Below are 14,416 nucleotides of genomic sequence, written 5' to 3' on the forward strand. Positions count from 1 at the left end.
TGCTGATTATTTTTTTAAATTTCTTTGTAAATTTATATATACATAATTAATTCATAAATTTCCAATCCAATGAAAATTACTAAGCCTTTTCTCGTATTATTAGTACTATTATCTGCTTGCGTTAGTTTTGCTCAAAGCGGAAAAAAATTAGATAAAATTATAAAAAGAGATTACCAGATAATTGAATGTACGGTTCTAAAAATGTCTGATAAAACAGTAGAATATTCACTTCCTGGTGAAACCGTTCAGATTTCACTAGATGTTTCTCAGATTGCCAAAATTGATTTTGCAAGCGGAAGATCTCAAACCTTTGATGTTTCTTCGAGCATAAGCGCTCCAGTTCAGAATGATTCTCAAAATGTAGCAAGTGCAGATATGAAACACAATACAATAGCGGTATTGCCAGTTCCTTACGTAAATGCAGATAATCAGCAAGGTTCTGAAGATATGGCAAAATTTGCTCAAAATGATTTGTACAACAAATTGTTAGATAAATCTTCTAACATTTTTCCGCTGACAGTTCAGGATTTAAGAACTACAAATAGTTTATTGCATAAAGCAGGAATTGACCACAATAATATTGACGAAACGCCAATAGAAGATCTTGAAAAAATACTGGGAGTTGATAATATTGTGGCCGCAAAAGTTTCATACACAATTGGAACGGGTTCTACAGCTACTGCTTACAACAGCGGAAATGCGAAAGTGAGCAATAACAATAAAAAAGTAACTACAAACGACATTTCTACAACAACAGCAAACAATCAGACGTATTACTACTATACGGTTTATTTTGATATGTATAAAAATACCGATAAGATTTACTCACAAACTCGTAAACCTTTGTTGGCTGTAAAAGATGGTTGGATGGATTCTATTTCTTATTTATTAAAAAGAAGTCCAATTTACGTGAAAAAATAAGGAATGTTTTTATGAGCGAGAGTTGTTAAGATTATTCGTCACAACTTTGTAACTTTGACCCTTTACATCTTTGTAACTCAAAAAAAATGTTTCACTTACTTGATATTATTGGGACAATGGCGTTTGCAATGTCAGGCGCCTTGACCGCAATGCACAAAAAACTAGATCCGTTTGGGGTTTTTATCATTGCATTTGTAACTGCCGTTGGAGGCGGAACACTTCGCGATGTCTTAATCGGAAGAACTCCTGTTGGCTGGATGCGCGACATGCAATATGTGTATGTGATCATTTTAGGATTTTTTCTAGCGATACTTTTCCGAAAAAGATTCGACAAACTTCGAACCTCGTTGTTTCTATTTGATACAATTGGGCTTGGAGTTTTTACTTTAATAGGTCTTGAACGTGGACTTATAACGGGTCTGCATCCTGCAATTTGTATAGCATTGGGAACAATGACAGCTTGTTTTGGAGGTGTAATTCGCGATATTTTATGCAACGAAATTCCAAATGTATTTCGAGAAGAAATCTATGCAACGATTTGTATTTTGGGCGGAATTGTTTTTTTTGGATTAAGAAAGCTAAATTTAAACGACGATATTTTATATTTAGTTACTTCTCTTGTGATTATTGTGGTTAGATTAATGGCGGTTAAATATAAATGGCATTTAAAAGCTTTTGATCATAAATAGATATGGAATACACTATAAGAAAGTACTCTCAAGATGATTATTCAATCTGGAATGATTTTGTGGCCCAGTCTAAAAATGCTACATTTTTATTTCATCGCGATTTTATGGAATACCACAAAGATCGTTTTAAAGATTTTTCGCTTTTAGTTTTTGAAGATGAAAAATTGCGCGCCATTCTTCCTGCCAATAAAAAAGAAAATACGGTTTATTCGCATCAGGGGCTCACATATGGCGGATTGGTTTATTTACCCAAATTGAAAGCAGAAAAGGTTGAATCTATTTTAAATGAAATTTTACTTTTTTTGAAAGAAAACCAAGTTAGTACTTTTTGTTATAAGCCAATTCCAGATTTTTATTTTTCTGAGGGAAACGCAGCAATTGACTTCTTCTTATTGAAAAGAGGAGCGGTTTTAGAACGAAAAGAAATGAATCTGGCTATTAATCTGACGGTTCCCCTAAAGATTTCTAAAAGCAAAATGAAGCATTTTAGAAGGATAGAAAACCTAGATTTGGATATTTTTGAAGAAGAAAATTTTGATCCTTTTTGGGGAAAAATTTTGGAGCCAAGATTAGCAGAGAAGTTTAATGTAAAACCAGTCCACTCCAAAGAAGAAATTACGTTTTTGAGATCTAAATTTCCGAAAAATATTAGACAATATGCTGCTTATAGAAATGATGAAATTATAGCTGGAATAACGATTTTTGAAACCAAAAATGTTGTAAAATCACAATACGGTGCCACTTCAAAAACAGGAGAAGAATTTAGAGCACTAGATTTTTTATTCATTAATCTGATTCATAAATACAAACGAAAAGGGAAGCATTTTTTTGATATGGGAATTGTGGATGATGAAAATGAATCAGGCTATAATTTAGGGCTATTGAATCAAAAAGAAGAATTAGGCTGTTCTATTTATAATCAGGATTTTTATAAAATAGAAATAAAATGATACCATTTTTAGACCTAAAAAAAATAAACAAACCGTATGAAACCGCTTTTCAGGAAAAATTGAAATTGGTTTTAGAAAACGGCTGGTATATTTTAGGAAAAGAATTGGAAACATTTGAAAAAGCTTTTGCGGAATATTGTCAATCAAAATATTGTATCGGAGTCGGAAATGGCTTTGATGCATTGGTTCTTATTTTTAAAGGCTATATAGAACTCGGAAAACTCAAAAAAGGCGATGAGGTTATTGTTCCAACAAACACATATATTGCTAGTATTCTAGCCATTTTGCAAGCCGATTTGGTTCCTGTTTTGATCGAACCAAGATTAGAAAGCTACAATATAAATCCAGAATTAATTCCCGAGAAAATCACTTCAAAAACAAAAGCTATTTTAGCAGTCCATTTGTATGGACAATTGGCTGAAATGCAGAAAATAAATGAGGTTGCAGAAAAGCATGCTTTGATTGTTGTAGAAGCTGCAGCACAAGCTCATGGTGTTAGAAAATATCAATTCTTAAATTCCAAATCCCAATCAGACGAAAATCTACAATTTTCGGATGTCACTCTGAGTGAAGGGCCACAAAGTGCTTCCGCATTTAGTTTTTATCTAGGCAAAAAATTGGGTTGTTTGGGAGACGGTGGAGCCATTACCACAAATGATGAAAAATTAGCAAAAGTTCTTTTTTCGCTTCGAAATTATGGTTCAGAAAAAAAATATCATAACGAATATGTCGGCGTAAACTCCAGATTAGATGAACTTCAGGCTGGGTTTTTAAATTTAAAATTACCAAATTTAGATTCAGATAACGAGAAAAGAAGAGCTATTGCAAAACGATATTTATCAGAAATTGAAAATGATAAAATAGTGCTTCCATTTTGGGATCTTTCACGGAATCATGTTTTCCATTTGTTTGTTATTCGAACAGAAAACAGGGCACATTTACAAGAATATTTAGCTCAGAACAATATTCAAACCGTAATTCATTATCCCATTCCTCCACATCAGCAAAAGGCTTTTTCACAATGGAATAATTTGTCGGTTCCGATGACTGAAAAGATTCATAAAGAAGTTTTAAGCTTGCCGATAAGTCCCATTATGACAGAATCTGATATGAATTTTGTGATCAAAACTTTAAACCAATACTAATTGAATTTTTATAGAAAAATAGTTCAAACAAATTTGTTTAAAATTGCTTCTTTAAACAGTTTTAGTGTTGCTTTAAAAATCGGAATCGGTTTAATTACATCCAAGATTCTGGCAGTTTTTGTTGGTCCAAGCGGAATGGCTCTGGTTGGAAATCTTCGTAACTTTTTAACTTCATTAGAAAATATTTCCACTTTGGGGTTTCAAAATGGAATCGTAAAATATACCGCTGAAAATGAAAAAAATGAAAGCGAACTTGAAAAAATAATTTCTACGGTTTTTATATGTCTAGTTTTCTTAGCGTTTCTATTAAGTGGCATTTTATTTTTTACAGCTTCTTATTGGAACCAAGAAATTTTTGGAAATAAGGCTGAATATTTGATTGTCTTTAAAGTTTTAGCTTTAGTTTTGCCAACTTACGGACTTTCAATTTTTCTAATTGCGGTAATTAATGGTTTGGGCAGATTTAGAAAAGTAATTTGGATTAATATCATTGGAAACATTATTGGTTTATTGACTTCCATTTTTCTGATTTTGCAGTTCAAAACCACAGGAGCTTTGCTGGCAATTGTAATCGCACCGGCTTTGCTGTTTTTTATTACTTTTTATTTGGTTCAAAAAGAGATTCAATTTCTTCAATTCTTAAAATTAAAAGCATTCAATTTTAATGTATTGAAAAATCTTTCTTCTTATTCTTTGATGGTGTTGGTTTCGTCTGTTTTAGGGCCTTTTGTTTTTCTTGCAATTCGAAATCATATTATTCAGAATTTAGGAATCGAACAAGCAGGATATTGGGAAACTATGACAAGAATTTCGACTTATTATTTAATGTTTGTCAGTACGATTTTGAGTGTTTATTTTCTTCCAAAATTATCTAAAGCTCAAAATGATTCAGAAACCAAAAATGTCTTTTTACAGTATTATAAATTTATACTTCCAATTTTTGTTTTGGGTTTAACGTTGCTATATTTTACTAGGTTTTTTATAGTTCAATTACTTTTTACTAAAGAATTTTTACCTGTAGCCAATTTGTTTTTTTGGCAGCTTTTAGGCGATGTTTTCAAAGTTTGCGCCCTGATTTTGGGTTTTCAGTTTTTTGCTAAAAAAATGACTTCAGCCTTTATCGTTGCCGAATTATTTTCGTTTTCGGTCTTATATTTTGCTTGTTTGTATTTTATCAAAATCTTTCAAATCGAAGGCGTTGTAATCGCTTATGCTTTCGATAATTTGGTTTATCTACTGGTTTTGGCGTTTTATTTTAGAAAAATTCTATTCTAATTTTCATTCCACTTCGAAATATACTTTTCTGCAATTTTCTTATAGTGATGATGCTCTTCTATAAAAGCCCTTGCACGTTTTCCAATTGCCATAATTTCATCTGGATTTTCAATTAAAAAAGACAATTCATCTACCAAGTAATCAAGGTCTGGAATAGCATTTATACAGACTTTTTTAGAAAGGTTGTAATGCGAAATAAATTCGTTTTCTGCGCCTGTAAAAACCACTTTTCCTTTTGCCATTGCTTCAAGTGCGTTATAGCCTTGATCGTATGCATAAATTTGATCTAGCAAAATATGACAGCGGTTGTACAAATTAATATACTCACCATAAGGGACACTGCGAACTGTTATAATTTCTACTTTTTTAGCATATTTTTCTTGAATAATTTCTAAAGCTTTTTCAAAATAATCATTTCCTTTTTTTATGTAATTATCATTATTAATTCCGTGAAAAATAATGATTTTATCATCAATATTCAGCGATTCAAATTGTAATTTATCAATGTTTATTGGGTTTGGAATTAATCCTAAATATTTGCTGTTTCCTTGTAACGGAAGATGATAATCAAAATCGGAAGCAATTATTCCGTGACAGTTTTTATAAATAAACTGATGCAGTCTGAAGAATGCTTTTTCTCGAAATTTCAAAACGTTTCCAAAAGACTTTTTATCGATTTTATGATTTAGATATAACGGAATTACAGATTTAAAATCGGGATTTTCGAAGCAATATTTCACATTCAAATAATCGTAGCCACAGCTCAATAAATAAAGCTTTTGATTGTTTTTTGAAAGATGTGAAATAATTTTTTTTTCAAAGTAAGGCTGGCATTCAAAACTGTTTTCGTTGATTAATTGCACAACATCAAAACCAGAACATTGCTTTTTGAATTTTAAAAATTGGCAATATGTAAAAAACGAACTTATATCAAAGCCTGACAATTTATAAAGAGCAACTTTTGCTTTTTTCAACAATCCCGAGTCCCATTTTTTTTGGATAGGAAAATCGACAGGAAAGTTTTTAAAGCCATCTTTTCGACCGACAATAAAAACTTCATGTCCTAAAGCCTGTAAACCATCTTTTAGAGAATTGTGCAAATGGCTGTATTCGCCTACCAATAATACTTTCATTAATGTGTATATTTGACAAATATATTTACTTTTTTGGTTAAAACATGAGTAAAAAGAAAGTTGCTATTGTTTCGCATTCATTAGGAGAAGGAGGGGCAGAACGTTTTGCGGGTTTACTGACTTTTATGTTAGAAGATTCTGGTTTTGAGGTTCATTCTATTATTGTTAATGATTGTGTAGATTATTCGTATACAGGAATTTTATTCAATTTGGAAAGAGAAAATTCGGGTTCGTTTTCTTTTTTTAAAAAACTAAAAAAAGGAAAGCTATTGCGAAATTATCTGATTCAGAATAATATCGAAATTGTTATTGACGGGCGTTCGAGAAATGTTTTATTACGGGAGTTAATTACGAGATTTATTTATCGAAATTTAAAAATCTTTTATATCGTTCACAGCTATAATTTTGAGATTTATTTTCCTTCCTCAAAGTTTTGGTCGAGAATACTTTATAAGAATGTAGAAGCCTTAATCTGTGTTTCAAAAGCGATTGAAGAAAAAGTTAATCGTCTATTTCAATTAAAGAATACAACAACAATTTACAATCCTTTTTTTATTGCGGAAGAAGAACTAAGAAAAGAAATCTTGGAGCCCAAAAAAGTGATTTTATTTTTTGGAAGATTTGAAGAAAAAGTGAAAAATTTCACACTAATGCTAGAAGCTTTTTCTCAATCAAAAATATATGAAAAAGGATATCATTTGCATGTAATGGGATTTGGGAAGGACTTGGATTTTATTCAGCAGAAAATTGAAGAATTGAATTTGAGAAATTATGTTAAGATTCTTCCTTTCAGAGAAAACCCTTTTGATGAGGTTCGAGAAGCTAAATTTACCGTTTTGACCAGTAATTTTGAAGGTTTTCCGTTATCTATTGTAGAATCATTGGCTTTGGGAACGCCTGTAATTGCTGTTGATTGTAATTCTGGACCTAGAGAAATTATTCAAAATGGATTTAATGGATTATTAGTCGAAAATCATAATCCGAAAGCTTTTGCAGAAGCGATGAATAAATTTGCAGATGATAGCAAATTATATAATTTTTGTAAAAAGAATGCTGCTGAAAGTGTAAAACATTTGTCTTTAAAAAATATTGCAGAACAATGGAAGAATCTTCTAAATCATCAATAATAACGAATATTTCAGATATTCAACTCATTGAAATTCCTAAAATTCAGGATCGTAGAGGAAATCTTTCTGTTGTAGAAGGAGATACAATTCCGTTTGTTTCCAAAAGAGTATACTATCTGTATGATGTGCCAAGCGGAAGCAAAAGAGGCGGGCACGCACATATTGAACAGCAAGAGTTTTTAATTGCTTTAAGCGGTAGTTTTGATGTGGTTTTGAAAGACGGAAAAAACATTAAAACAATTACGCTAAATAAACCAAATGTTGGCTTGCTTATTGTTTCTGGGATTTGGCGTGAACTTAAAAATTTCTCTTCAGGAAGTGTTTGTCTGGTTTTGTCTTCTGGCGAGTTTAGTGAAGGAGACTATATTCGAGAATACAAAAAGTTCCGACTATTTAAAGACAGATGAGCCAAATCCTAAATTGGCTAAAAAGGTTTTAAAGAAAATTAGAATGCGTAAAATAAATGCAGGAAGACGCAGTAAAACTTTTTTCTTCCAACTTAAATTTTCTAAATCTATTGCGTTGTAATACTTATAGAAAAGCGTTTTTTCTCCAGCTAATTTGCTTTTTATCGCAAGAGAAAAACGATTTAAATCTAAAAACCTTTTTAAATTTGAGTTTGTTTGTTCTGCTATTTCAAACTTTGAAAAATCCATCTTTTCTTTAATCAAACGTTTGTCTTTCGAAAGACTTTTGGGATCGTAAATATAACGAGCCAATACTTTCCAAGAAAACACAACAGGGTAAACAAGCCCAATTCTGATCCACAAATCGGTGTCTTCTCCACTTTTAATTTTAGTATCAAAATGCCCAATTTCTTCGAAAATGGATTTATGAAAAACGGAGCAGGAAGTACACAAAACGGTTTCTTTTAAACTGGCTTTAAAATAATTTACAATTTCAAAATCATCATTTGTTTTGGAAATTGAATATTGTGCCGAAATTACTTTTTTTGAAGTTTCAAATTCTATCGCAGCAGAAAACACTTTTTGATTTGGAAGCTTTGAAATGTTAGTATATATAGTTTCTAAAAATGTTGGATGCCAATAGTCATCTGCATCAAGAAAAGCAATAAAATCGGCATTTGCTTTTTCGATTCCGTAATTTCTAGTTGCTGAAACACCTTTATTTTTTTTAATGAAATACTGTATTCTAGGATCTTTAAATTGAAGTAATTTCTCTTCGCTTTTATCTGTCGATCCGTCATTTACCACAATAATTTCAAAATCCTGAAAAGTTTGATTCAAAACACTTTGAATCGTATTTTCAATGAAGTTCTCTTTATTGTAAAGCGGAATTATGATAGAAAAAAAAGCCATTTATTTTGTTTTAAGAAAACAGTAATAACCTAATTTATAAATGTCAAACAGAAAAAGTGACGGTTTGTCTGAAAGCAAATTTCGCTCAATTTTTTGTTCCGATTTTTTAAAAACAAAATTAAAAATAGAAATCAGTTTCATTTTTTTTAAGAAGTCAAAAGAACCGAAGATTTTACTTTCGTTTTTAGATATTTTATTCAAATTATCTAAAAAAACTAGATTTTCTAATGCAGTTTTTGTTTTGCTTAGAAATAAAGAGGAAGATTCTAAATTTAAGTGAAAAACGGGATTTTCAATATGCTTAATCTCAATTTCATTAGATTTTAAAACGGCAAAAAAAAGCAAATCTTCATAGCCATATTTTGTTAAATTTTCATCGAAAGGAAAGCGACCAAGAATTTCTTTCTTTATCAATAAATTAGAAACCAATGCGGTATTTGATGGGTTTTTATTTCTTTCGGATAAACTTAAGGCTTCTCTTTTTTTGCCATAAATCCAGCGTAAAACTTGTTCTTGTCGAGGCTTTTTATTTTTGTACAAAAGTCCGCCAAAAACCGTTTTGTTTTCTATTTCTGAAATATAATTAGAAATAAAAGTATTGTGAACCGGCATTGTATCGGCATCCAAGAAAAGTAAATTTTCGTAAACCGCTTTTTTTGCCAGTAAATTTCTAATGGCGCTTCGTCCTATATTTTTTTCTAAAATAGAATAGGAAGCATTTTCGAATAGATTAATTCTTTCGTTTTCAATTGTAAACTCTTGAGAAGCATCGTCTAAAAAAAGAATTTCAAAAGTAATTCCGCAAGAATTGCATTGCTTTACGAGTTCGCTTGCAAGCGGTAAAACATTGTAATTATAAACCGGAATTAAAATGGAAAGCATTACACGCTTCTTTGCACCACTTCGAAGATTCTTTCATCTTCGCATTTTAAGGTTTTAGAAGGGAATTTCATCAATAAAGCATAATCGTGTGTTGCCATAATGATAGTTTTACCAGCGGCGTTGATTGCTTTTAATACTTCTAGTACTTCAGAACTTGTTTGAGGATCAAGGTTTCCTGTTGGTTCGTCTGCCAAAATAAATTCTGGATCGTTAAGCAATGCTCTTGCAATCGCAACACGCTGCTGTTCTCCGCCAGAAAGCTGATGAGGCATTTTGTTTACAAAATCTTTCATGCCTACTTTGTCCAAAACTTCATCAATTTTGTGCTCCATGGCTTCTTTTTCTACCCAGCCAGTTGCTTTAAGAACAAAAAGCATATTGTCTTTTATAGAACGGTCTGGAAGCAGTTTGAAGTCCTGAAATACAATTCCGATTTTACGTCTCAAGTACGGAATATCTTTTTCTTTTAAAGTAGCCAAATCAAATTCGACAATATGTCCTTCACCTTCAATTAAAGGTAAATCAGCATATAAAGTTTTTAGAAAACTACTTTTTCCAGAACCAGTTTTCCCGATAATGTAGATAAACTCTCCATGATTAACATCTAGATTAATATGAGATATAATTTTTCTTCCTTCTTGATATATAGTGACTTCTTTAAGAGACAGTACGGTTTGTGACATAATAAAATTGGTTTGAATGGTAAAAGTAATAAGATAACGTTTGTATTCAAAATAAATTTGAATCATTTCTTAGGAAAAAGTTTAAAAAATGAAATGTTTTAGAAAGTTTGAGAACCAATAAATTGAAGTTTATTAAACCTTAAAATCATAAACGATTATTAATTTGTTTATAATAAAACCTAAAAACGTTTCGTTATAAAGCGTATAAAATGATACTTTTGAATACCTAAATATTAATCAAAATGCGTAAACTATCCAGGTTCTTTATATTCCAAATTCTCCTTACTTCGACAATAGTTTCGGCACAGAAATCGGCTATTTATACTTACGAATTAAAGGATTTTGACAAAGCACTGGCTTTATATAATGATAAACAATATGCTTCGGCTCAATTGATTTTTGAAAAAGTAAAATACAATGCGACCAACGAAGAAGTTCAGTCGGATTGTGCTTTCTACATTGCCAATTGCGCTATAAGAACCAACAAAGCAAATGCCGATGCTTTAGTAGAGCAATTTGTAAATGATTATCCAACGAGCACGAAACAAAATCAGGCTTATATCGAGGCTGCTCAATTTTTCTTCGAGCAGGGAAATTACCCAAAAGCATTGCAGTGGTTTGATAAAGTGGATGAAAGCTACATGAGTAAAACCGAATCGGATAAGTTTAACTTCATGAAAGGCTACAGCTATTTTAATGCTAAAAAGAAAAAAGAAGCCACCAATTATTTTAATAAAGTTGTCAATTCTAAAGAATATGGTTCTCAGGCCAAATATTACTTAGGTTTTATGGCTTATGAAGGAGACGATTATAAAGAGGCGACTAAATATTTTGATGAGGTTTCGGGTGAAGAAAAATACAAAGAAAAACTGTCGTACTATCAAGCTGACATGAATTTCAAATTAGGAAATTTTCAAAAAGCGATTGATTTAGGATTGGTAGCCATGAACAAATCGAACGATATTGAAAAATCGGAATTGAATAAAATTATTGGAGAAAGTTATTTCAATTTGAAGCAATATGGAAAAGCAATTCCGTATTTGGAACAATATGCTGGTAAAAAAGGAAAATGGAACAATACCGATTTTTATCAGTTAGGTTATGCGTATTATGAGCAGAAAGAGTATGAAAAAGCCATTTCTCAGTTTAATAAAATTATTGAAGGAAAAGATTTTGTTGCGCAGAATGCCTATTACCATTTAGGTTTAAGCTATTTAAATACGGGTAAAAAGCAAGAAGCTTTAAACGCTTTCAAGAATGCTTCCGAAATGGATTTTAATGCACAAATTCAAGAAGACGCCGCTTTAAATTATGCTAAATTGAGTTATGATATTGGAAATGCGTATCAGGCTGTTCCAGGTATTTTATTAGATTTCCTTAAAAAATATCCAAACAATTCTAGCCGTGCAGAAGTAGAGAAATTATTGGTCGATTCTTATATTTCTTCTAAAAATTACAAAGAAGCTTTAGCATTATTAGAAAAAAACAGAACTGCGGAAAATAAAGCAGCGTACCAAAAAGTACTTTTTTATCGCGGATTAGAATTGTATAACGAAAATAATTACCAAGAGGCAGGTAAATTATTTAAAAGTGCTATCAGCGAACAAAAGACGCCTGAGTTTACTGCACGTGCCACTTTCTGGAAAGCAGAAACAGAATATCTTAATGATGATATGCAAAATGCTCTTCTGACTTACAAACAGTTTGCCGGAATGGCCGCAGCAAAATCTACGGATGAATATAAAAACATCAATTACAATATTGGCTACACGTATTTTAAAATGAAAGATTACGATCAGGCTGCAAATTCTTTTCAAGCGCAGATCGATAATTCACCTTCAGATAAAGTTCGTTTAAATGATTCTTATTTGCGTTTAGGAGACTGTCGTTTTGTGACTTCAAAATACAGCGCGGCAAACGAGGCTTATGCAAAAGCAATTGCCGCAAAAGGCGTAGATGCCGATTATGCACAATTTCAAAAAGCACTTTCTTACGGATTTATGTCAAATAATGCGAAGAAAGTGGATGAATTGAATAACTTCCTTCAGATGTACAAAAAATCGTCTTACAGAGATGATGCTTTGTTCGAATTAGGAAACACTTATGTTGCAGAAAAGAAAAATGATCAGGCCTTGAAAACGTATGATCAATTGATTTCAGAATTCCAAAACGGATCTTTTACTTCAAAAGCAATTTTAAAACAAGGTTTGATTTATTACAATTCAGATCGCGATCAGCAGGCTTTAACGAAATTTAAAAAAGTTGCGGCAGAATTCCCAAAAACACCAGAAGCTTTAGAAGCAGTTGCCACAGCAAGATTGATTTATGTTGATTCTGGAAAAGTAGACGAATATGCAACTTGGGTTCGTACTTTAGATTTTGTTGAGGTTTCAGACGCTGAATTAGACAACGATACTTACGACGCTGCTTTCAAACAATATAGCCAAAACAATAGCAAAGCTGCGATTACAGGCTTTGGTGGTTATGTGAGCAAATTCCCAGCGGGATTACACGCTTTAGAAGCTAATTTCTATCTGGCGCAGCTTTATTATGCTGAAGGTTCTGAAACAAAATCGACATCAAATTATCAATATGTAATCGATCAGCCTAGAAATGAATTTACAGAGCAGGCTTTAAATAGATTGGCTCAGATATATCTGAAAGCAAAAGATTGTGATAAAGCAATTCCGGTTTTAAAACGTTTAGAAACAGAAGCAGATTATCCGCAGAACAAAACTTTCGCGCAAGCAAACCTAATGAAATGTTATTATGATAAAAAAGATTATGACAATTCGGTTACTGCTGCTGAAAAAGTTTTGGAAAACCCAAAATCTGATGCAGGAGTAAAATCTGATGCTCAAATTATTGTAGCAAGAGCGGCGATTCAAACAGGAAATGAAGATAAAGCGAAAACAGCTTATGCTAAATTAATGACAAGTTCGAAAGGAGAACTGGCGGCAGAAGCTTTGTATTATGATGCATACTTTAAAACGAAGGAAGGAAAATTTGATGCTTCTAATACTGCAGTTCAAAAATTGGCAAAAAGCTATTCGGCTTATAAATATTACGGAGCAAAAGGTTTAGTGTTGATGGCAAAAAACTTCTACGGATTAAAAGACAGTTATCAGGCGACATATATTTTAGATAACGTAATCAACAATTTTACTGATTATCCAGATGTTGTTGAAGAAGCGAAAAAAGAATTAGGAGCTATTAAAGCGGAAGAGTCAAAAACAAATTCGTCGATTAATAGATAGAGAGAAAAATAGAAGAAAGAGACAAGAAGCAAGATTTCAATGAAAAGTCTTTTCTCTTGCTTCTTGCTTCTAAAAAAAAAAGAAAGAAATGAATTTACCTTTTTACATAGTTGATGTTTTTGCTGATAAGAAATATGCTGGAAATCAGCTGGCAGTTTTTATGGACGCAGAAAATTTAAGTACAGCACAAATGCAGCAAATTGCGCGCGAGATTAATTTTGCGGAAAGCACATTTGTTACCAAACTAGACAAAGAAAATAATAAAGCTGAAATTAGAATTTTTACCCCAGCACACGAAATGCAGTTTGCAGGTCACCCGATTATTGGGACTTCTTGGGTTTTAATGAATAAGATTTTTGAAAACGAGCCGACCGAAATTAAACTTGAAGTTCCGATTGGGCCAATTGCGATTAGTAAATCAGGTGATTTGATTTGGTTAAAAGCGGCTCAGCCTAAATTTTGGGATACGTTTTCGAAAGAGGATTTTACACATTTCAGTAATCTGCAAGTGAGTGATTTTGAAAATCAATTTCCAGTTCAAGAAGTAACAACGGGAAGTGCTTTTGTAATGGTTCCGTTGAGTAGCAGAAGAGCTTTAGAAAATTTGGTTTTAGATAAAGACAAAGCCGATCTATGGATGAGACAGCATTGTAAAACAGATCACAGAGGTTTGTATTTTTATTATTTTGAAGGTTCAAAAGTAACAAGCAGGTTATTATACATCGAACACAATCAATTAATGGAAGATGCTGCTACGGGAAGCGCAAGTACGTGCCTACAAGCTTCTTTGTTAAAATACAATACCAAAGAAATTGAGCTTATCAATTATCAAGGAGAATTTATCAATAGACCTTCTGAAATCTATTTTAAAGGAAAATTAGCTGACGAACAATATGATATCAATATAGGTGGGAAAGCCCAATTTGTTGCCAAAGGGGAGTGGGAAGCTTAAATTTAGAAAATAGAAGTAAGAATCAAGAAGAAAGAATTTAGATAAAAAAGAAGAAAGAGAAAATAGAAGATAGGGAAGAAAGT

At 31.9% G+C, this 14,416-nt stretch carries 13 protein-coding genes; 9 read left to right on the forward strand and 4 right to left on the reverse strand.

Annotated features, from left to right (window positions below; translation table 11 throughout):
* Positions 1 to 69 precede the first annotated feature (69 nt).
* The 5 genes from PQ463_RS00770 (at position 70) to PQ463_RS00790 (ending at position 4,980) form a co-directional block, all read left to right on the forward strand.
* Entirely contained in the window at positions 70 to 921 is an 852-nt protein-coding gene (locus PQ463_RS00770) for a hypothetical protein (protein ID WP_274255847.1), read from the forward strand.
* Between the two features lie 86 nt (positions 922 to 1,007).
* The gene (locus PQ463_RS00775; protein ID WP_111377935.1) at positions 1,008 to 1,610 is read left to right on the forward strand and encodes a trimeric intracellular cation channel family protein; all 603 of its coding nucleotides are present in this window, start codon (positions 1,008 to 1,010) and stop codon (positions 1,608 to 1,610) included.
* Between the two features lie 2 nt (positions 1,611 to 1,612).
* Positions 1,613 to 2,560, forward strand: a complete 948-nt coding sequence (locus PQ463_RS00780) for a GNAT family N-acetyltransferase (protein WP_274255848.1) — start codon at positions 1,613 to 1,615, stop codon at positions 2,558 to 2,560.
* Positions 2,557 to 3,705, forward strand: a complete 1,149-nt coding sequence (locus PQ463_RS00785) for a DegT/DnrJ/EryC1/StrS family aminotransferase (protein WP_274255849.1) — start codon at positions 2,557 to 2,559, stop codon at positions 3,703 to 3,705. The genes PQ463_RS00780 and PQ463_RS00785 overlap by 4 nt, the downstream gene beginning before the upstream one ends.
* Positions 3,706 to 4,980 carry an O-antigen translocase gene (locus PQ463_RS00790; RefSeq protein ID WP_274255850.1) on the forward strand — a complete coding sequence of 425 codons (1,275 nt, stop codon included), beginning with the start codon at positions 3,706 to 3,708 and terminating at the stop codon, positions 4,978 to 4,980.
* Here PQ463_RS00790 and PQ463_RS00795 read toward each other — a convergent pair.
* Positions 4,977 to 6,113 carry a glycosyltransferase gene (locus tag PQ463_RS00795; RefSeq protein WP_274255851.1) on the reverse strand — a complete coding sequence of 379 codons (1,137 nt, stop codon included), beginning with the start codon at positions 6,111 to 6,113 and terminating at the stop codon, positions 4,977 to 4,979. The two genes, PQ463_RS00790 and PQ463_RS00795, sit on opposite strands and share 4 nt — an antisense overlap.
* A 44-nt stretch (positions 6,114 to 6,157) precedes the next feature.
* On the opposite strand from PQ463_RS00795, the gene PQ463_RS00800 reads away from it, so the two are divergent.
* On the forward strand, positions 6,158 to 7,240 hold the full coding sequence (locus PQ463_RS00800) for a glycosyltransferase (RefSeq protein WP_274255852.1): 1,083 nt from the start codon (positions 6,158 to 6,160) through the stop codon (positions 7,238 to 7,240).
* A complete protein-coding gene (locus tag PQ463_RS00805; protein ID WP_274255853.1) occupies positions 7,213 to 7,647 on the forward strand; it encodes a sugar 3,4-ketoisomerase in 435 nt (144 codons plus the stop codon). Before PQ463_RS00800 ends, PQ463_RS00805 begins: the two co-directional genes overlap by 28 nt.
* Here PQ463_RS00805 and PQ463_RS00810 read toward each other — a convergent pair.
* Genes PQ463_RS00810 through PQ463_RS00820 form a run of 3 tightly spaced genes read right to left on the reverse strand, consistent with a single transcriptional unit; the run spans position 7,630 to position 10,124 of the window.
* The gene (locus PQ463_RS00810; protein ID WP_274255854.1) at positions 7,630 to 8,559 is read right to left on the reverse strand and encodes a glycosyltransferase family 2 protein; all 930 of its coding nucleotides are present in this window, start codon (positions 8,557 to 8,559) and stop codon (positions 7,630 to 7,632) included. The two genes, PQ463_RS00805 and PQ463_RS00810, sit on opposite strands and share 18 nt — an antisense overlap.
* The gene (locus PQ463_RS00815) at positions 8,560 to 9,441 is read right to left on the reverse strand and encodes a glycosyltransferase family 2 protein (protein ID WP_274255855.1); all 882 of its coding nucleotides are present in this window, start codon (positions 9,439 to 9,441) and stop codon (positions 8,560 to 8,562) included.
* Complete coding sequence (locus PQ463_RS00820) at positions 9,441 to 10,124, reverse strand: cell division ATP-binding protein FtsE (RefSeq protein ID WP_111423990.1); 684 nt, start codon at positions 10,122 to 10,124, stop codon at positions 9,441 to 9,443. Before PQ463_RS00820 ends, PQ463_RS00815 begins: the two co-directional genes overlap by 1 nt.
* Positions 10,125 to 10,366: 242 nt before the next feature.
* Here PQ463_RS00820 and PQ463_RS00825 point away from each other — a divergent pair, with 242 nt between their 5' ends.
* Positions 10,367 to 13,381 (forward strand): tetratricopeptide repeat protein, encoded by a 3,015-nt coding sequence (locus PQ463_RS00825; protein WP_274255856.1) that lies wholly within the window; start codon positions 10,367 to 10,369, stop codon positions 13,379 to 13,381.
* Positions 13,382 to 13,469: 88 nt separating this feature from the next.
* Positions 13,470 to 14,333 carry a PhzF family phenazine biosynthesis protein gene (locus PQ463_RS00830; RefSeq protein WP_274255857.1) on the forward strand — a complete coding sequence of 288 codons (864 nt, stop codon included), beginning with the start codon at positions 13,470 to 13,472 and terminating at the stop codon, positions 14,331 to 14,333.
* The last annotated feature ends 83 nt before the right edge of the window (positions 14,334 to 14,416 follow it).

Origin of the sequence: Flavobacterium sp. KACC 22763 (assembly GCF_028736155.1) — a bacterium.
Lineage (GTDB): Bacteria > Bacteroidota > Bacteroidia > Flavobacteriales > Flavobacteriaceae > Flavobacterium.

Excerpts from the sequence above, each read along its gene's own strand:
- PQ463_RS00770 (WP_274255847.1), top strand. The coding sequence starts at position 70 with ATGAAAATTACTAAGCCTTTTCTCGTATTATTAGTACTATTATCTGCT.
- PQ463_RS00775 (WP_111377935.1), top strand. The coding sequence starts at position 1,008 with ATGTTTCACTTACTTGATATTATTGGGACAATGGCGTTTGCAATGTCA.
- PQ463_RS00780 (WP_274255848.1), top strand. The coding sequence starts at position 1,613 with ATGGAATACACTATAAGAAAGTACTCTCAAGATGATTATTCAATCTGG.
- PQ463_RS00785 (WP_274255849.1), top strand. The coding sequence starts at position 2,557 with ATGATACCATTTTTAGACCTAAAAAAAATAAACAAACCGTATGAAACC.
- PQ463_RS00795 (WP_274255851.1), bottom strand. The coding sequence starts at position 6,113 with ATGAAAGTATTATTGGTAGGCGAATACAGCCATTTGCACAATTCTCTA.
- PQ463_RS00800 (WP_274255852.1), top strand. The coding sequence starts at position 6,158 with ATGAGTAAAAAGAAAGTTGCTATTGTTTCGCATTCATTAGGAGAAGGA.
- PQ463_RS00805 (WP_274255853.1), top strand. The coding sequence starts at position 7,213 with ATGGAAGAATCTTCTAAATCATCAATAATAACGAATATTTCAGATATT.
- PQ463_RS00810 (WP_274255854.1), bottom strand. The coding sequence starts at position 8,559 with ATGGCTTTTTTTTCTATCATAATTCCGCTTTACAATAAAGAGAACTTC.
- PQ463_RS00815 (WP_274255855.1), bottom strand. The coding sequence starts at position 9,441 with ATGCTTTCCATTTTAATTCCGGTTTATAATTACAATGTTTTACCGCTT.
- PQ463_RS00820 (WP_111423990.1), bottom strand. The coding sequence starts at position 10,124 with ATGTCACAAACCGTACTGTCTCTTAAAGAAGTCACTATATATCAAGAA.
- PQ463_RS00825 (WP_274255856.1), top strand. The coding sequence starts at position 10,367 with ATGCGTAAACTATCCAGGTTCTTTATATTCCAAATTCTCCTTACTTCG.
- PQ463_RS00830 (WP_274255857.1), top strand. The coding sequence starts at position 13,470 with ATGAATTTACCTTTTTACATAGTTGATGTTTTTGCTGATAAGAAATAT.